We start from the raw sequence: 19,646 nt of genomic DNA on the forward strand, positions 1-19,646 counted from the left end.
TTAACTTATAAACTAAGTTTAACTTTTAGTGCAAACGTTGTCAAATACTTATAGCATTTTTAACGTAATGAATGTATAATTAGTGTCAATACATGCTCGAATTCAACTGAAATAGATACCTTTATTACAATTCTTTTATGCAATGGGTAAACAATCTTACATCAAAAACAACCTAATTATAAGCTGACGAGAATTCAATATATCAATTATTTAAGGAGAAGCTACATGAAAACAATTCAAACTGGCGATCAGAACCTAATAAAACAAATAAATAAGTCCGTTGTCTTTAAATTAATTGAAGAAAAAGGACCTGTATCTCGTGCACATATTTCTAAAAGTACCGGTTTAAATAAGGCAACTGTTTCAACCATGGTAGCAGAACTAATTAATGACTCGTTTGTATATGAAATAACATCTGATCAATCAAGTGGTGGCAGAAAACCAGTAATGCTCTATTTTAATAATCATGCTGGCTACACGATTGGTATCGACCTGGGAGTAAATTATATTTTGGGAGTTCTGACAGATTTAAAGGGTAATATCATAGGAGAAATAAATAGAGATTTGCATGATATTGAATTTGATTATGTAATCGAAAATTTAACATCCGTTATAGAATTATTATTGAAAAAAGCACCTGAAAGCACCTACGGGGTTGTCGGAATCAGTATCGGTGTTCCCGGAAACGTGGATAAAGAGGATACAATTCTTTTTGCTCCAAATCTTAAATGGAAACAAGTAGATTTAAAACAAGTAATGGAAGATAGATTTCATATTCCTACAACGATAGAAAATGAAGCCAATGCAGGTTCACACGGCGAGCGATTATATGGAGCAGGAAAAAACGTCCCCAACCTAATCTATGTCAGCATCGGCGTCGGTATTGGTACAGGAATTATTATTAATCATAATCTGTATACCGGTGCAAGTGGTATATCAGGTGAGATGGGCCATTTCACGATTGAGGCGAATGGAAAAAAATGCTCCTGTGGTAGCCGTGGATGCTGGGAATTATATGCTTCTGAAAGCGCGCTATTTATAGATGCTAAAACACACGACCTGTTAAACGATGAAAATGAAATAGATTTAGGGTATCTGATCAGCGAGGCACAAATGGGGAATACTGACGTGCTACAGATGTTAAATAAATTAGGTGAAAATATCGGTATTGGGCTAACAAATATCATCAATATATTCAATCCAGAAATTATTGTTATCGGAAATCGTATTGCCCAATTCGAAAATTGGATCGCGAATCCAATCGACCATGTTCTGGAGGAACGACTTTCGACTTATCATAATGAGAATACAGAAATACGCTTTTCAAAATTGGGCAAGCGTTCAAGTGCGATTGGTGCAGCAACCTTTTCAACATCAAAGTTCTTATCGGATAAAAGACTATATATAGGATAACTTTCAATGGGTAGGTTTGCACTCGAATAATGCGTTTACTAGCAGTGAATATAAAGCAGTATGGCCGATTAAACTTTTTCGCGTCAATTGTCCATTGCACAATCAAGACAGAAGGGGTGATTAACCCCTTCCCACCTCTTAATCTACTACTAACTACAGCCTGTCAGATAGCTTGCATTTTGATATATTCTACTATTTTTTCATTTCTCGAGCGGTTTTAACAGTAGACACATACTCCTTAGCCATTGCAGTCAGTTTAGCATAATCCTCTTCTAAAACAGCCTTCCTATCAACTAAATTTCCTCCTGCACCGATTGCTATTGCGCCTGCTTTAATAAAATCTGCTGCATTATGAGCGTCTACTCCTCCAGTCGGAATGATCGGTATATGGGGTAGAGGACCTTTTACATTTTTTATGAATTCTAGTCCTCCAACAGAAGCTGGAAAAACTTTCACGATATCTGCACCCCATTCAATAGCTTCAACCATTTCCGTCGGTGTCATCACTCCTGGAATACTTACTTTTCCATGTCTACGTGTCGCCTGAATAACTTCCTTCTTTAAAATAGGACTAACAATAAATTGAGCCCCACTTCCTATTGCACGTTCTGCTGACATTTCATCTAGCACCGTACCAGCACCGATGATGGCACGATCTTGAAATTCGGTAGTTAAATCTTCTATCATAATTAGGGGGTCATCACCATCAAGGGTTACTTCTAATGCATGAACCCCACCTTCTATCAGACTTTCAGCTACCTTCATTATTTTTTCCTTTGGTATATTTCTAATGACAGCAACAACGCCATTTTCTGTTAAACGATTGATTAATTCTAGTTTTGCTAGCATCATCTAATCCTCCCATTTACCGCAATATTTCTTTAGTATCGGGAGCGATTTGTGACCAATAAGGATACCCTTCTACATCTCCTGTAACTGTCAAGGCATGTGCACCAACTTGGTTCCCCAATTCTACTGCCTCCCGATAGCCTCTACCTCGAATTAACCCAGATAAAAAACCTGCCGCAAATCCATCTCCTGCTCCTGCTGTATCCATAACTTTTGAAACTTTTTCACCTGTTATGTAGGCGCTATCATCTTTTGTAGCAAAGTAAGCCCCTGCTTCTCCTCGTTTCACTACAACAACTTTTGTGTCACCTTGTAAAAGAGATGAAGCAATTTCCCCCGTGGACTTTTCACCCGTTAGCAGTGTGCCTTCTTCTAATCCCGGTAGCACAATATCACATCTTCTTGCAATGTCTCCCAATACTACTGTTGCTTCTTCTTTTGACCAAAGTTTCAAACGTATATTTGGGTCAAACACAACGGTTTGTTTATTTTCTTTAGCGATGTCTATCACCTTATAAATTGTCCTTCTACAAGATTCACTTATTGCTGGTGTAATTCCTGTTAAATGAATAAATTTTGCCTTGGAGAGATAGTTCTCATCCACATTTTCAGGTGTCATTTGACTTGCCGCTGAGCCTTTTCGGTAATAATAAATTTTTGGATCCTGCCCTGGATTGATTTCCTTAAAAAATACAGACGTAGGGAAGTGTTTATCAAATCGAACTGCTGAGGTATCTACACCTTCTCCTCGTATATAATTTCGAACATACAACCCAAACTCATCATCACCTAAGTGGCTTATCCACCCTGTTTGATGACCAAGTCGAGAAAGTGCAATAGCTACATTTGATTCTGCTCCACCAATTGTTTTGTGAAACGTATTAGTAAAACGAAGTGGACCACTTGTATGTGGTGTGAACAGAACCATCGATTCACCTATTGTAATCAAATCCATCGATAAACCTCCTTTACACTCCGGAATAAGCCATAAATCCTCCGTCGACTGGAATTGTTGTTCCGGTAACAAAGCCGGACATCTTTTCATCCGCTAGCCATAAAAGGGTTCCTAATAAATCTTCCGGGTCACCAAATCGTTTCATTGGTGTCTGTGACATAATTTTATCGGATCGTTCCGTAAGTGATCCATCCGTGTTAGTTAATAAATCTTTATTTTGCTCTGTCAAAAAGAAGCCGGGAGCAATCGCATTTACACGAATTCCGACATCCGCCATATGAACAGCCAACCATTGTGTCACATTATCAATCCCTGCCTTTGCTGCACTATATGCAGGAACTTTTGTCATCGGAGATGGTGCACTCATGGATGACATATTAATAATCGTTGCACCTTTTCGATTGACCATTTTTTTAGAAAAAATCTGTGATGGGATAATGGTTCCAACCAAATTTAAGTTCATGACATGCTGAAATCCTTCTGTCGTCATGTCAAAGAATGTTAATAGATCCTTATTTTCCAGATCCTCAGGCTTGAGGGTTTCATTTGTTGTTGTCCCTTCAGGGTGATTTCCGCCAGCCCCATTGATTAAAATATTACAAACACCAAATTTGTTGGTAATGGTTTCTTCTGCTTCTTCCACGCTCTCTTTATCCAACACATCACAAGCAAGGGCAATGGCTTCTCCGCCAGCATTTAAAATATCCTGTTCTACTAATCTTCCTTTTTCGACTTGGCGATTTAAAATAGCCACCTTTACCCCTTGTTTACCTAATTCCCTTGCCATAGCGCTACACAGAACCCCACTCCCCCCTGTGATAACAGCTACTTTTCCTTGTAAATTTTCATTAATTGGTAACATGATATGTCTCCTTTCCTGCACGAACTAAACTATCCCAAATGCCCCATAAATACATAATACCTAAACCACGGTCATAAAAGCCATAACCAGGTCTGCATTCTTCGTCCCAAATTTGTCTTCCGTGGTCAGGCCTTACGTAACCAGTAAATCCTTCCTCATGTAAGGCTTTTACTATTTCGTAAATATCAATTGTTCCATCAGAAGTGCGATGCGAAGTTTCAATGAAATCACCATTTCCAAATGTCTTTGCGTTTCGAATATGGGCAAAATGGATCCTATCGGAAAATTCCCTTACCATCTCGGCAACATTATTGTCTGCATTTACTCCAAATGAACCACTGCATAGAGTTAGCCCGTTATACGGATTATCTACAAGGCCTAGCAATCGTCTAATATCCGCTTTATTCTTCATAATTCTTGGCAATCCAAATACAGAGAACGGTGGGTCATCTGGGTGGATAGCCATTTTAATATCATATTGTGCTGCTATGGGAATGATTTTTTCTAAAAAGTACTGTAAATGATCCCATAAATCTTCTTCTGTTATGCCTTCATATTGCTTAAATAGTTCTGTTAAATATTTTAACCGTTCTGGTTCCCACCCTGGCATACTATAATTTTTATTCAGTGATATTTCCTTGACCAGCTTCATCGGATCGATATTTTCAATGATGCTTTTTTCAAAGAAAAGGGATGTTGAGCCATCTTCATGTTCCTTGTATAAATCGGTACGTACCCAGTCGAACACGGGCATAAAGTTATAACAAATAACTTTCACACCAGCACTAGCTAAGTTTTTAATTGTTGTACGATAGTTTTCAATATATTTATCCCTAGTAGGAAGCCCTAATTTTATATCTTCATGAATGTTAACACTTTCTACCACATCCATATTTAATCCATGGCTGTCTGCTTGCTTTCTAATTTCACTTATTTTATCCAGTGGCCATACTTCACCCGCTGGGATATCATGGAGTGCCCAAGCCACCCCCTCTAGCCCCGGTATTTGTTTCATATGATGTAAAGGAACTTGGTCATTTCCTTCCCCAAACCAACGAAGTACCATTTTCATTTTTCTAATCCTCCTCCAGTTACCTACATGACATCCGATTCATTCGTTATTATTTAACCCCTCCTGATCGACATTAAATTCTATTAAATTATTATCTGGATCTGCGCAAAATATTTGAGCAAACCCACTCTTGCTATTTGGCTTTTCCATAACTTTTATACCACTACGCGTTAGGTGGTCTAATGTTTGATCGTAATCACGGACGCGTATGGCAAAATGGCCATCCTTTGATTCGATCTGTTGATTATTTCGAAGTGTTCCAGCGTCCTTATGAACAATCAAATGAAGCTGCTGATCGCCGATCCTGTACCATGCCCCGGGAAAGTCAAATGCAGGGCGTTCTATCTCTTGAAAACCGAGGATCCTACCATAAAAATCCTTTGCCTTTTCCAAATTAGTAACGGATAAGCTAACATGGTGGAAATTCTCTATTACAATCAACTCAAGTCCCCCTCATTTATTTATTCATGATGGACTGACCTTCTGTTTCGATCTGAATCGCTTGTTCTTGTGCTTCAATACATAACGTTGCTGCTTTAAATGCATGTTCTTGCGTCATTGCATTTTCTGTACCATTTAGACAGTCCAGAATAAACGCTCCGAAGAAAGGAAAGCCTACCTTCCCTGACAACTGGAAATGCTTTTCCCCTTCGTGATTTACCAAATACAAGTTATTCGAATAGGAACTGCGTCCAATGTCAATGTATTTCCGCACTTCAATGTAACCTTTTGTCCCAAGAATCAACACACGACCATCTCCCCAAGTCCCCAGTCCATCAGGGGTGAGCCAATCGACACGGAAATAGAAAGTGGCACCATTGTCAGCTACTAAGGTAGCATCGCCAAAATCTTGAAACTCCGGGTGATCTTTAAGCGTATAATTACCAACTTTACTATGAAGTACTTTTGCATCCTTCGCATTTGTATAATGTAAAAACTGTTCAATTTGATGGCTGCCAATATCGCAAAGAATACCACCATAACGTTCGGGATCAAAAAACCAATCCGGTCTGCTATTCGCATTCGCTCGGTGTGGACCGGTGCCAATCACCTGAACAACATTTCCAATAGCACCTTCTTCAATAAGCTGCCCGGCAAAAACAGCGCTTTCAACATGCAGCCGCTCACTATAATAGATTCCCCATTTTAGTCCTGTTTCTTTTGTCTTTTGTTCCGCCTGCTGCACCTGTTCTTTTCTAGTGAATGCTGGTTTATCTGTAAAGTAATGTTTTCCATGATCTAGCACCTTTAAGCCAAGTGGGGCTCGTTCTGAAGGTATATTCGCACTGGCGACCAACTTTATATCTGGATTTTCTAAAATTTCTTGTTCAGAAGAGACGGCCTTAACTCCAGGATAGATCTCAGAAAACTTTTTTACCTTTTCAGGATCTGGATCGTAGACAGAAACTAATTCCCCGCCTGCCTCTATCAATCCATTACACATTCCATAAATGTGACCATGATCCAAACCGATAGCTGCGAAAAGGAATTCTCCCTTTTCCACTACTTTGTTGACCTTTCCTTTAGGAGCATAATTCATTCCATCATTTCTATTCATTCCACTGTCCCCTCTTTCCATTATTTTTCATTGCATATCTAAACGTACGATCACTAGTAACGATCTCAAGTTGTAATGGTATTCTCACCGAAGTTATCTATCGTGTTTTTCTTTTCATAAAAATGTTTCGCGTTTTTTAATATGCTTTCTCTTGTATAAAAAGCACTTTCTTCATTCAATGGAAGCTTTACCGTCTTCCCGAGAGTTGCCGACTCGTAAATGGCCATAATAATCTCTAAGGTTTTACGTCCTTGAACCCCATCTATAAGAACCTCTTTGTTTGCTTCAATAGCCGTTAATACATCATAAACTTGCCCAGCATGCCCCTCATATTTTACGTCAGGTTGCTTATCGTAAACGTGCTGAATTTTTTCCTCTAGTTCATAATCTTCTTCTGGAAATCCATTTTCTTTTGACTTAGAAGCTTTTAATTTCCATGGAGTGGACACTCGTGCATTTTCCCCTTGGAAAGTCAATTGTTGTTCTTCTCCATGATGAACAGCAGAACTCGTAATCTGCGCCAAGCTTCCATTACTATAGCGGCCAATGGCTATGGATAAATCTTCGACCTCTGCGTTATCATGTGCCACATTGCTTGTTACAGCTGTTATTTCAGATGGCATCCCATTCATCCATTGGAAAATATCTATATGGTGAACAGCGTGATTCAACGTACAACCACCACCTTCTTTCTCCCATGTTCCTCTCCACCATAAGTCATAATAGCTGTGACCCCTCCACCAAAAAGAGTCAACCTGCGTATGAACGATCGGTCCCATAAGTTTAGTGTCTAAGACATGTTTCAGCTTCATCATCGAATTACGAAAACGGTTTTGAGCTACTACCGACAGTGTTTTTCCATTTCTTTCAGCAGCTTCATTCATTACATCACATTCTTTTAAGGATGAAGCCATTGGTTTTTCAACTAGCACGTGTTTCCCAGCATTTAAAAAATCGACAGCTATTTCTGCATGTGTATAAGGTGGTGTACATATGGAAACCAAGTCGATATCCGTACGGTTTAACAATTCCTTATAATCTTTTGCTATAGCTGCTGTAAGTTTAAAATCACCTTTTACCTTTTCTGCCTTCTCAGAATAAACATCACATAAGGCAGTAATTTGGCATTTATCAGAAAACGCTTGATAGGCATTTATGTGTGATGGCGCTATTGCCCCTGTTCCTATAACCGCTACATTAATCATGGGTTACACTCCTTTTTTCACCAAAATTCCTTGTTTAATGTGGCTACAAATTAAATAAAACATTTAACGTGATATAATTAGTATGGTAGATAAATGCATAAAGGTTTACCATTCCATTGGTTCTACACGATTATTTTCATCTTTTGGTAATTGGGAGGGGTCAACAATTCCCCAGTAAGCATATTTGGGTTTCAATTGCTCATCAAAAATCAACGGTAAGTTACGTCTTGTAATTGGAAATGTTTTTAGCCATGTATGGTCGTCTGCAATTCCCCATGTAACAACTGCACTAATATTTTGCTGTTTTTCTTTAAAAACCTCAAATATTTCCTTATACTTGTAGCCTTGCTTCACTAGGTTTTCATCTGGAATCGTTTCATACTTATCCGTACTATTACTGTAAACACTCACATCCAGTTCTGTAACTTGGTTATCTAAACCTAATTCGCTAAACAGATCGATGGTGTCTCTAATGACACTCGCAGTTGGCCAATCGATATTTATATGCATTTGATGACCAACTCCATCAATTGGTACGTCCTTCACTAACAACTCTTTCACTACATTATAGAAAGCTTCCCGTTTGTCTGGCTTATTTGTATTAAAATCATTGATATATAATTTAGCGTCTTTACCAGCTACTTCACGTGTAATGCGAAAAGCTTTTTCGATAAATTCAATTCCTGTAATTTCATACCACTTACTGCGTCTATGGCCATTTGATTCTTCCGGGTCGATCACTTCATTCACAACGTCCCATGAATCAACATCCTCTTTATAACGGCCAACAACTGCGCGTATATGATTGTCTAATCGATCAAGCAGCAACTTCTTATTTTCAGGTGTAGCTGTCATCTCATTTCCATCTTTATCCTTAAAGAACCAAGCAGCGGTTTGGTTATGCCATACAAGTGTATGAAAACGAATTTTCATGTGATTATCTTTTGCGAAGGCAATCACTCTATCAGCCTCTTCCCAATTATATTGTCCTTCTACTGGTTGAATTTCTTCTGGTTTCATACAATTTTCTGCAACAATACAATTGAAGTGTTTCTTCAATAGATCTGCATGTGACCCACTAATTTGCGAAGGCGTTATTGCAGCGCCAATTGAGAAAAAACCATCTAATGTATCATGTAAAGCTTGGATATCTTTCCCTTTATTCATATTAAGAATCATTCCCCCAAACGTATTAATGTGCAACTTTAAATCACTTTACGAATAAGACGTAATCAAACTGTCATCCAACCCGATATAAGAATCAGTTTCATCCTTAATTGGAGTAAATTCAATCAATGTAATTTCATTTTTCGTTAATTGGATTTTTATAGCAATCCTTCCGTTTTCACTTTTGGTTCTCGAAGTTCGTATGAATGGCTGGGCAGCTTGTTTTAATGTTTCAACCTTTTCTTTACTTGGAAATCTCGGACGCCCCATTTGCTTCCACACTTCCCAGGGATTTGCATTACCTTCATCCACTGTTTGCCTCTTTACAAAGTAGTCATCCCCAGAAACATGTAGTGTATATTCCAGTTCCTTTTCGAACCCCTCTCCCTTTTCTGTTACCAAATTCCATGCAACAAGGGCAATTGTGCCGTCTTTTCTTCTTGTAACTAGCGTTTTATCATCACGGTAAAGCTGTTCTTCACCTAGCGCGTTAAAAAATGAAAATAAATGGAAGGTTGGTTTTAAGATATCATTCCATGCAATTAATCCAAAACCTCCATGAAATTGGGCTCTTGGTACATCCCTTTCTTCAAAGACATCACTGAATGTCCAATAGGAAAAGGAATCAACATAATCTCCGCCTTCACTAAGAATGCGTGCAAGGTAAGCTGCATTAAGCACCGTATCATGTACCGGATTTATTGGGCTATATGATGAATTGTATTCTGTGATATGAAGCGGTAAATCCGGGTACGGAGACGCATCAATCATCCCTCTTATTTTCCTGAATTCTTCCAGCATTTTTGTATTATCTGCTAAGTCCTGATAATAATAATCTGGAGTTACTTTATGAGGCTGTTTGGACGTATATGCGTGTCTGGAAACAAAATCAACCGGTACATCTTCATCCTCGCAAAAATGCAGGAAATCATCGATCCATTCATCTGTCCCCCCACAGATAGCTGGGCCTCCTACTTGTATATTGGAATGCACTTCCTTGATCGCATCTACCGTAACTTTATATAACTTAAAATATTCTTCTTTATTAGCATCCTTCCAAAAATTCACTAGATTAGGCTCGTTCCAAATTTCAAAAGGCCACTTCTCTACCTCTGCTTCCCCGTATCTTTCAATAAAATGGGAAACAACTTCCTTTATCAGTTCACTCCACTTGCCATAATCATTTGGAGGTGTAATATTGCCTTTCCAAGTAAAAAGAGTGTCCTTTCCAGAAGCTAATAATTCTGGCATAAAACCGATCTCTACAAATGGGCGAATACCAATCTCCTGATAGCTATCGAAAATTTTATCAATATAGGTGAAATTATAGAATGGTCTTTTTTCGCCATCTACCTCTATTTCACGATAGATCCCAACATCATCATGCAGAAGACCATGGCCTCTTATATAATCGAACCCAATCTTTTCTTGTGCTATCTTCAAGTGATCTACATACTCCTTCTGTAAAGCAAGTCCTAACCTGCCACTACCGATGCATAACTTCCAATTTTTATTGAATTTTGTATCGGTAGTTTCCTGAACTTCTATTTTTGTCATCGCTTAAGTCACCCTTTTTCATTTATCCAAATTGGATCTAATTTATTCTTTCTCCGAACCTAGGACAATCCCTTTAACAAAATATTTCTGTATAAATGGATAGACTACCAACATTGGTAATGCGGTGATAAAGATCTGGGCTGCTTCCACTGTTCGCTGTGATAAATTACGTAATGTTTCAGCATCCACCACATTCGTTAAATCTTTTCGAACTACAATGGACTGTAAAAATGTCTGTAACGGATAGTTTGCTTCATCCGTCATATAAATCAACCCATCAAACCATTGATTCCAGTGAAACACCATCGTAAACAGTGATACCGTGGCAATTGCCGGTACTGATATTGGCAGGTATATTTTCAAGAATATCTTAATATGCCCTGCCCCATCGATGAATGCAGATTCCTCCAATGACTTAGGTACAGATGTACGGAAGAAGTTTAATAGTAAAATCAGATTAAACGTATTAACGGCTGTAGGAAGCACAAGCGCCCATATTGTATCTGTAAGTCCTAAACTCGTCACAAGAATGTACGTAGGAACCAAGCCACCATTAAACAACATGGTAAAAACAAAGAACCATATATAAAGTTTTCTTCCTTTAAACTCACTGTCATTTTTCGATAATGAATAGGCAGCACATAACATAACACCCATAGATATTGCCGTTCCTAAAATCACACGTAAAACTGCAATGCCGAAAGCTCTGAGAAAATTGTTATTTCCTATCGTCTTTTCATAGGCTTCAAGTGTAAAATCAATTGGCCATAATGTTACAATATTGGCGGACGCTGCTGCGCTCCCACTTAAAGAAACAGCCAAAATATGCAGGAGTGGCAAAATACATAATATTGCAGCTAACGTTAGAAAGATATAGTTAAATATAGTGAATATCCTATATGTTTTTGTTTTGTAAATCATCGTATTTCCCTCCTAAAATATTCTCCATCCTGCGTATCTATAAGCTAATCGATAGCCAATAACAATCAAAACTAAACTAATAGCAGATTTAAATAAACCAACTGCTGCCCCATAGCTAAAATCACCGTTTACTAACCCTATACGATACACATAAGTATCTATAATATCACCAGATTCATATACCAATGGATTATAAAGGTTAAAGATTTGATCAAAACCAGCATTTAATATATTTCCTAATGATAATGTTCCAACCACGATAATAATCGGTAACATTGCTGGCAAGGTAATATAAAGTGTTTGCTTCCACCTGTTCGCTCCATCAATAACAGCTGCCTCATATAAATTAGGGTTAACAGCTGTAATCGCTGCCAAAAATACAATCGTGTTAAATCCTGTTTCCTTCCAAATATCCGTAATAACTACAGTAGAGCGAAACCAGTCATTACTACCGAGAAAAAATATGGGGTCAATACCGAATACACCCAAAACCATATTAACTAGACCACCCTCAGGCGATAATATATCGATTAATATACCGCCTAAAATTACCCAAGAAAGAAAGTACGGCAAGTAAATAATCGTTTGAATGGTCCGCTTAAATGCCATTTTATATACTTCATTGAGTAATAAAGCAACTGTAATCGGAACCACTAACCCGGTAATCAATTTTAATACGGATATAACCAGCGTATTCCATATTACCTGTCTCGCATAATCAAATTCAAACATGGTTCTAAAGTGTTCCAGCCCGACCCATTCAGACTCAAAAAAACCCAGCCATGGCTTGTAATCTTGAAAAGCCATTATTATTCCACCCATGGGACCATATTGGAAAATAAGACTTAATATCACACCAGGTATCAATAACATATGTAAAGGCCATGTATTTTTTAAGTTCCATTTTTGCTTTTTCTTAGGTTGCTTTTTATGCTTGGTTTTCTTTGTATGCGTGGGGCTGTCTTCTACAACTAAATTCTTAGCCTCCATGAACGTTTCCTCCTATTCTAAAAGATAAGGAAGGAGCGAACTCCCCTATTTGAAAAGTTCGCACCTTGTAGATTATAGAACGACGTAACTATTATTCTTGTACGGATTCATACCACTCATTTACCTCTTCCGTCATTTGATCTCCACCCGAACTCTTCCATTCTTCGACAAAGTCATCAAAAGCATCTAAAGGTTGATTTCCATAAACAATATTAGCAAATAATTCCAATTCCAATCTCTCCAGATTTTCCATGCTGGATTCCATTGTTTCCGTAGGTGCGCCAGTAAAGCCATTTTCGATACGAATATCATTCTGGCTATTTACAATAGCTGCCGCTTCAATATATTCCGGTTTATTGTTTGCAAGATTTGCTTCATATGCACTTTCAGGTTCTCTATCTGTCTCATGGAATTCTTCGAGCAAATCATACATATCATAAGGAATCGTTGGAACATTTGTTGGCAATAAATACCTGCCTGGATCCACTTTGTCTTCACCAGTTTCCTCTTCAATTGAACCTGCATCGTATACTGGTTCATCATCTACCATGATGTAATCGTACCCTTCAAATAATCCATCTTCGAAATATTCCGATTCCCCGAAGGTATATCCATAAATGGCATCTAAATATTCGAAGAACTTATCCATGTGCTCAAATTCGCTGCTGAAAAGGAAAGACCCTGTTGACAGCGATTCACCTTTTCGTCCAGCTTGGCCATCCATACCACTTGGAAGTGGATAAGGTTTTACCTCAGCCTCTGGTACGTTTTGGAACACATCACCGATAGGATAATCAAATGCCCACGGTGGTGCAGCCATAAGTCCAGATTGTCCAGAAACAAAGCTCTCTTGTGCTTGATCTGCTGGTTCAATAGCAATTTCCTGCGAAATATACCCCTTCTCCAACCATTCCTTAATCTTAGCCAAGCCTTCTTTCATATTGGGCTGGATAGAACCATACACAAGTGACCCGTCTTCTGCCTCGCTCCACAGACCAGGGGAATAATCACCAAATGCACCAAATATAAAACTTGTATCACCTATATTTGTCCTGCCGAAACCGACATCTCCAGCTGAAAGCGTCATGCCTAATGTATCATCTGAACCATTTCCATCAGGATCCTCATTAACAAATATATCCATTACATTTTCTAATTCTTCAATAGTTTCAGGTGCTTCTAAATCAAATTCATCAAGCCAATCCTGACGAACCCATAACAAGGTATCAGATCCGTTCCCTCCTGAAAACCTTGGGATTCCGAAACGTTGACCATCCTCATCAGTAGCTTCATAGAAAGCTTCTGGGAATTGTTCAAATAATTCTTTTAGTCTAGGAGAAGCATGTTCTTCGATTGCATCATCAATTGGCATCACTCTGCCTGATTCAATCAAGTCTGCAATCATCTGCCCATCCGTCACCTGGAAGACATCCGGTAAAGGCTCATTTGCAGACATACCTAAACGCATTTGTTGATTGTATTGTTCATCATTCGGCCTGGTCCAAACAGTATCAAAATGAATACCTAATTCTTCCTCAGCCCATTCTGTTACAACATTGTCGTTAACATCTTCGCCATCTTTAAACACGGTACCATCATCAAGTGTACGAACTGTGGTAATGTTTGTTAAACCATTTTCTTCAGACTCCGCGTCTGATTCTTCTGTACAAGCTGCTAAAATAATCATTGCAATCATTGTGATTCCGAGTAAAACAAATGGTTTTTTGAGCATTTCTTTATCCTCCTTTTTGGTTAAGAAAATTCACTATAGTCCCGTGGTTACCCCTCCTAACTTATACCTTATAATCAGTTGAAATAATTGGTTTTATCTCATCGCTCCTTCCCATTTGTATAATCGATGAATTATTGGTATCGCTTTCAATAATTCGTTTAACATCACTCGAATACGGAGGAATAACCTATTTAAATATTTGTTCAATACTTGGATGGTAAAAGATGATATAATCTACCTTCCTATTCTATTAGAAACTTGGTTGTCACCAAGCCTTTAGGTGATAGCCTTAGTTGCACTTATGCAGTAAGAATGTTTTTATACTTTCTTAACTGCTAAACATAAAATTTCTTAAAGATTCAACTTATACAAATTTTCTCCTGGTTTTGTCAGCGTAATAAAATCTGTTTAGGATAAATGCATCCCCCCTCCATTCAAGATTACAGGTTACACTAGTATGGTATAAGTGGCAACAATCTACCTTTACAACTTTTTCACTGCTTATAAGGAATGTTGTATGTTACTATTTTAATTATACTAGTATGTTAGTAATATTATAACTTAATTATTTTTAATTTCAACAATAAATTGAAAATTGTTGAAACATTTTTTATGGTAAACTACTTATAAAACTACTACGAGGTGATAACATGATAGAAAGAGAAGGTTTTTTAGGCGGGTTATACACCATTATGGAATGGATTACTCGCATCGCATACGTTAATATATTATGGATCGTATTTACTTTTTTAGGCTTATTTATTTTAGGAGTGGCTCCTGCAACCGTTTCGATGTTTACGATAACGAGGAAATGGGTGAAAGGAAATACGGATAGCAAAATTTTCGTTACGTTTTGGGATACATATAAAACTGAGTTTGTTCGATCAAATGTATTATTATGGCCGTTAATCATCATTGGTTATATTTTGTATATTGATTTTCAATATCTAACATACGTTGAAGGGTATTTATTCCTTGTGATGTTATTTATTTTCATCAATGTAACAATCATTTATTTAATTACTTTGCTATACATATTCCCAGTATATGTTAATTTTCAATACAGTTTGGTACAAAACTATAAATATGCTTTTATGATTGGGATATCAAAACCGTTAATTACGATATCGATGGTTGTTTCATTAACGCTTATTGGTTTACTCATGGAACAATTTCTCGGTCTCATACCGTTTTTCTTGGCATCTTCTGTAAGTTTAATACTTATGTGGTTTGCTAATCGAGCATTTGTAAGAATGAAACAATAAAGGGAGCCTCCTGCTTTTGCAGTGCCCCTTTATTGTTTAGATTAATAGATTGTTCTGTTTTTGTTATCCGAAATACCAGATTTCCTATAGAAGTATGTGTTAATTTTATCACGCCAGTCTGTTGCGTTTTTTAATTGGAGATAAAGTCTTTCTTTTACATTTTCAAATATCCTGTTATCGATGCTTCCCACCAATTTATCCCATTTGTAAATGAAATCCTCAACTTCCTCTACACCTTTAAAATGCGTGTTATAGATATGTTGAATGACTGTTTCGCCCGATTTTAGGACATGCGTATATGGAACATGATGGAAAAATAACAGAAGTTCATCTGGACATGAGTCCAGTGAGTTATACCATTCAACGTTTGGCGGGAAATATTGAGATGTATATCCTGTTCCTGTTTCCACTGTGCGGTCCACACCAATTCCATCGCGGTCTGCGAAATGATAGGTCCCCCATGCAGAATATTCATAGCCATCGATGTTTGGGCCATAATGATGTCCAGGATTTACCATCCAGCCTATTCCAAGTGGAACCGTATAATTTTCATATGTTTTCCACGAGTTAAGTAAAATATATTCGATATTTTCTACGACTAACGGATCATGACCGAATGTTAAGTGGATCCAATCTCTCGTAATCTCTTCTGTTGTCAGGTCTGGGTTCCATGTAAGTCGTCCAAATCCATAGAGATTTGCTTGAGCTAATGTGTTACCGGTCCAGTTGATATCATTACCAATATTAGATACTGCAGCAATCCCGCTGTTAGAATTGTTGTAAGTCGTTCCACCGGCAATATTTTTTATTTTCGTTCCTTCCCCTTTTGCATAGGTATCAAAATCCAAGATTTCTTTCCATTGAGGAATTAAATAACAAACATCTTTTTGCTGTCCGGTATATTCTTGGGCTACCTGAAGCTCCAGAAGTTGATTTGTTTTCTTCAATGCACCTAATAACGGTGACACCGGTTCTCTAACCTGAAAATCCATTGGTCCATTTTTGATTTGTAAAATAACATTATCTAAAAATTGTCCATCTATCGGTTTAAAGTTATCATAAGCCGCTCGCGCTCTATCAGTACTTCTGTCACGCCAATCCTGCAAGTTATTGTAAACAAAACAACGCCATATCAAAATACCATTAAACGGTTTTAGTGCTTCAGCCAACACATTTGCTCCATCAGCATGATCCCTATCATAGGAAAACGGCCCTGGTCGATTTTCTGAATCTGCCTTCACAATAAATCCACCAAAGTCTGGGATGTACTGATAAATTTCTTCTACCTTCTTTTTCCACCATGCTCTGACTTTTTCATCTAAAGGGTCAGCGGTATCTAAGTTACCCAATGCTATCGGACTAGCATAGTTTATACTTAAAAATAAAGTAATGCCATAAGCCCTGAATATATTTGCTACCCTTTCTACTTTAGGTAAATATTGCTTCGAAATCAGGTTGGTTTCGACATCCCAAACGTTGACATTATTAATGGAAATAGCATTAAGACCTGTCGAAGATAAAAGTCTCGCATAATCCTTAATACGCTCTAAATCCTCAGAGAAATCGTTTTCATAATAAAATATGGATTTACCTGAGTAACCGCGTTCAATCGTCCCATCTATATTGTCCCATTGATTCATCATTCTAAATTGATTTTTTGGAGCGTCGACTATATCCAGTGAATGAATGGGTTTTCTGCTCTGTATGAGACGGAGCAAATGATAGGTTGCATAAAGAATACCTTTATCCGTTTTTCCTATTAACAGAATTTTCTTCTCCCCGTTATCATTCGGAGTTGTTTTTAGTACATATCCTTCATTATTTAGGTCACCAAACAATTCAGGTGACATGCCATAATCTTCTATCCAAATATCCTGATACGTACCAAGTATAATGGAAGCAGTTTGTAAAGAATCAACATTAACAGTTGGCGCTACATCCAACATTGATTCAATCCCATCTGATAATTCTTTTATTGCAGAATTGGTAATGCTCGTATCTCCCGCCACACCTATAGCAGAGAACCATGAGCGATATTCCTCATCCATTCTTTTGTCCTCAATTTTGCTATATTGTAACCATGCACGGTAACCTTTCACATTATTTAACGTTTGTTCATTTTTTATAGCATTTTCTAGCATACTTCCATCCCTCCATGCGCTTATTATGTGCTACTTAAAATAACTTGAATAATGTAATTTAAGTTCTTCTTTTTCAAAGTTTACCAAATTTAAATGTTCTATAATTAATTTTTCTGCAAGGTCTTGTTCTCCATTAGAAATAAAATTAAATAACTCTTTGTGCTGCGTTACGACAACATTCCAATCCGGATTGGAAGCCAATCTTAATACGCGTAATCTATCAAAATGACTATTCATTTGCCTAATTAACTTCCATGTTCTAATTTTATTGCATCCCTCAAATAGCAGACGATGAAATTCCTCATCAAGCTCAAACAAGCGGTGGTGAGATCCTTTTTTCAGACATAGTTCCTGCATTGTAATATTGGTTTCCAATTGGAAAAGCTGGTCTTCTCCAAATTCCTTACACGCCTCTCTCACGATCGCTCTTTCAACATTTTCTCTAACAAACCTGCCTTCTTCTACAAGTTCTAAATCTATTTCTGCAACAATTGATCCCTTTTGGGGATATATACCTATTAACTCTTCTTGTGCAAGCATTAAAAATGCCTCTCTTGCTGGTGTTCGGCTTACGTTTAATTCAATCGCAATTTCATTTTCAGATATTTTAGTTCCTGGTTCTAATTCCCATTCAATAATTCTTTTCTTAAGTGTGTTGTATACAAAATCTCTTGTGGAACCTGTTATACGTGGTTGTGATTGTGTTTTAGATATTTGATACACCTCATTTCTATTTTACTAAATTACGGGATTCTAATTTGACTAGTATGTTAGTGTAATATCATTATAAGTATAATTTAATTTTATTTCAACTTATTTATTTTTATTTTTGTAGGCGTATTCTTTTTTGAAATGAAAATAAGATTTAGACAGATATATATACACAAGCATGGATGAAAATGTCATCGATTCAAAATCCACTTTAGCAGGGTTTAACCCATTTGTCGTGTTGGTGATGATTATATTTTCATGGTGGGTTTTTGCGGGAGGGGTTGTAAGAATGCAAGATACATTCAGTAGGATACCTTCTTGATTTTGATTATAAAGCGGATGAAAGCGAGCCAAAGGACTTCATAAGTTGTCAGTATAACAAACATATTTTATACTATACTTAATACTAGGTACCAATCAGCTTTAACTACCTGGCACCGGCAACAACAAACTGCATAAGAGCAGTTGACTGGAAATTCAATAGGCATTGTCTAAGAAGTAATCGCGACCTAGGTGGGGCGATTACTTCTTTAACCGGATAAACGACAATGGTTACAATTAAAGTTAAGGTAGCTACTAGGGTAATGCTGAATTGTGCTACAAGACTTGATGGTAGAATGTTGTCATCCTCCCCCCATCATGATTTGTATTAAATCATTAGTCGGCGGCGTTGCAAAGACAGGTACATTCCGATACAGCCCATGAACAACCGGCAGTGCTCCGATGTGATCCGCATGTGCGTGGGTAACAAGGATAGCATCTGGCTACCCTAGATCTTCCATCATCCCAAGCATTGGCAAAACATTTTCCCCTTGCATGCGCATGCCTGCATCTATAATCACACTTGCATTATCGAATTGTATATGTAGGCAAGAGGCACCAATTTCATTTCCTCCGCCAAGTACCGTTACTTTCATTGGAAAACTCCTTTCTCACGTATGTGGCTCGGATAATTTATTTTCTATTATAGCGGATTGGAGGGTTTTATGTCATACTTATGGTGTGGGTGGAAAATTGGGCCCACATAAAATCAAATCAAATCCAATAATTATTGAAATTAAAATACTTGAGGTAGCTTTAATGACAGAACAACTTACTTACCTGCAACCGTAAATGAAAGCGTTGTTATTGTTCGTTCCTTTGATTGCTTCATCTCCAATCGCCCCCGTTCGTATTATAAGGTCAGCCAGTCATTTCTGGTTGACCTATTTTTAATAAATTTTATTGAAGCATTCACTGTCAGTACAT

The 19,646-nt window shown here is 37.6% G+C and carries 18 protein-coding genes; 2 read left to right on the forward strand and 16 right to left on the reverse strand.

Annotated elements, in window-relative coordinates; translation table 11 throughout:
- Positions 1–225: 225 nt before the first annotated feature.
- Positions 226–1,413: an ROK family protein gene (locus tag OLD84_RS16430; protein WP_209462514.1), complete on the forward strand. Its 1,188-nt coding sequence runs from the start codon at positions 226–228 to the stop codon at positions 1,411–1,413.
- Positions 1,414–1,605: 192 nt separating this feature from the next.
- Here OLD84_RS16430 and OLD84_RS16435 read toward each other — a convergent pair whose 3' ends face one another.
- The 12 genes from OLD84_RS16435 to OLD84_RS16490 form a co-directional block, all read right to left on the reverse strand.
- Positions 1,606–2,265, reverse strand: coding sequence for a bifunctional 4-hydroxy-2-oxoglutarate aldolase/2-dehydro-3-deoxy-phosphogluconate aldolase (locus tag OLD84_RS16435; RefSeq protein ID WP_319961443.1), 660 nt, complete (start codon positions 2,263–2,265; stop codon positions 1,606–1,608).
- 13 nt (positions 2,266–2,278) lie between these two features.
- Entirely contained in the window at positions 2,279–3,217 is a 939-nt protein-coding gene (locus OLD84_RS16440) for a sugar kinase (protein ID WP_209462515.1), read from the reverse strand.
- 13 nt (positions 3,218–3,230) lie between these two features.
- A complete protein-coding gene (locus tag OLD84_RS16445) occupies positions 3,231–4,079 on the reverse strand; it encodes an SDR family oxidoreductase (protein ID WP_209462516.1) in 849 nt (282 codons plus the stop codon).
- Positions 4,066–5,151 (reverse strand): mannonate dehydratase, encoded by a 1,086-nt coding sequence (gene uxuA, locus OLD84_RS16450; RefSeq protein ID WP_209462517.1) that lies wholly within the window; start codon positions 5,149–5,151, stop codon positions 4,066–4,068. The genes OLD84_RS16445 and uxuA overlap by 14 nt, the downstream gene beginning before the upstream one ends.
- Before the next feature lie 39 nt (positions 5,152–5,190).
- Entirely contained in the window at positions 5,191–5,592 is a 402-nt protein-coding gene (locus tag OLD84_RS16455) for a VOC family protein (RefSeq protein ID WP_209462518.1), read from the reverse strand.
- Positions 5,593–5,608: 16 nt separating this feature from the next.
- The gene (locus OLD84_RS16460; protein WP_209462519.1) at positions 5,609–6,709 is read right to left on the reverse strand and encodes a Gfo/Idh/MocA family protein; all 1,101 of its coding nucleotides are present in this window, start codon (positions 6,707–6,709) and stop codon (positions 5,609–5,611) included.
- Between the two features lie 65 nt (positions 6,710–6,774).
- Positions 6,775–7,914, reverse strand: a complete 1,140-nt coding sequence (locus OLD84_RS16465) for a Gfo/Idh/MocA family protein (protein WP_209462520.1) — start codon at positions 7,912–7,914, stop codon at positions 6,775–6,777.
- Between the two features lie 105 nt (positions 7,915–8,019).
- Positions 8,020–9,081: an endo-1,4-beta-xylanase gene (locus tag OLD84_RS16470; protein WP_209462521.1), complete on the reverse strand. Its 1,062-nt coding sequence runs from the start codon at positions 9,079–9,081 to the stop codon at positions 8,020–8,022.
- 48 nt (positions 9,082–9,129) lie between these two features.
- On the reverse strand, positions 9,130–10,638 hold the full coding sequence (locus OLD84_RS16475; RefSeq protein WP_209462522.1) for a GH39 family glycosyl hydrolase: 1,509 nt from the start codon (positions 10,636–10,638) through the stop codon (positions 9,130–9,132).
- 42 nt (positions 10,639–10,680) lie between these two features.
- Positions 10,681–11,559: a carbohydrate ABC transporter permease gene (locus OLD84_RS16480; RefSeq protein WP_209462523.1), complete on the reverse strand. Its 879-nt coding sequence runs from the start codon at positions 11,557–11,559 to the stop codon at positions 10,681–10,683.
- Positions 11,560–11,571: 12 nt separating this feature from the next.
- Entirely contained in the window at positions 11,572–12,432 is an 861-nt protein-coding gene (locus tag OLD84_RS16485) for an ABC transporter permease (RefSeq protein WP_245301510.1), read from the reverse strand.
- A gap of 208 nt (positions 12,433–12,640) precedes the next feature.
- The gene (locus OLD84_RS16490) at positions 12,641–14,281 is read right to left on the reverse strand and encodes an extracellular solute-binding protein (RefSeq protein WP_209462525.1); all 1,641 of its coding nucleotides are present in this window, start codon (positions 14,279–14,281) and stop codon (positions 12,641–12,643) included.
- Between the two features lie 650 nt (positions 14,282–14,931).
- Here OLD84_RS16490 and OLD84_RS16495 point away from each other — a divergent pair.
- Positions 14,932–15,546, forward strand: a complete 615-nt coding sequence (locus OLD84_RS16495; RefSeq protein WP_209462526.1) for a YesL family protein — start codon at positions 14,932–14,934, stop codon at positions 15,544–15,546.
- 41 nt (positions 15,547–15,587) lie between these two features.
- Here the strand turns inward: OLD84_RS16495 and OLD84_RS16500 are convergent, their stop codons facing one another.
- The 4 genes from OLD84_RS16500 to OLD84_RS19355 form a co-directional block, all read right to left on the reverse strand.
- Positions 15,588–17,687, reverse strand: coding sequence for an alpha-glucuronidase family glycosyl hydrolase (locus OLD84_RS16500; protein WP_209462527.1), 2,100 nt, complete (start codon positions 17,685–17,687; stop codon positions 15,588–15,590).
- 30 nt (positions 17,688–17,717) lie between these two features.
- On the reverse strand, positions 17,718–18,410 hold the full coding sequence (locus tag OLD84_RS16505) for a GntR family transcriptional regulator (protein WP_264917233.1): 693 nt from the start codon (positions 18,408–18,410) through the stop codon (positions 17,718–17,720).
- Positions 18,411–19,021: 611 nt separating this feature from the next.
- Positions 19,022–19,153, reverse strand: a complete 132-nt coding sequence (locus OLD84_RS19350) for a hypothetical protein (protein ID WP_319962310.1) — start codon at positions 19,151–19,153, stop codon at positions 19,022–19,024.
- Positions 19,154–19,162: 9 nt separating this feature from the next.
- Complete coding sequence (locus OLD84_RS19355; protein WP_319961450.1) at positions 19,163–19,315, reverse strand: hypothetical protein; 153 nt, start codon at positions 19,313–19,315, stop codon at positions 19,163–19,165.
- Positions 19,316–19,646: the final 331 nt, after the last annotated feature.

It is taken from the genome of Virgibacillus natechei (assembly GCF_026013645.1).
Classification (GTDB): Bacteria; Bacillota; Bacilli; order Bacillales; family Amphibacillaceae; genus Virgibacillus_L; species Virgibacillus_L natechei.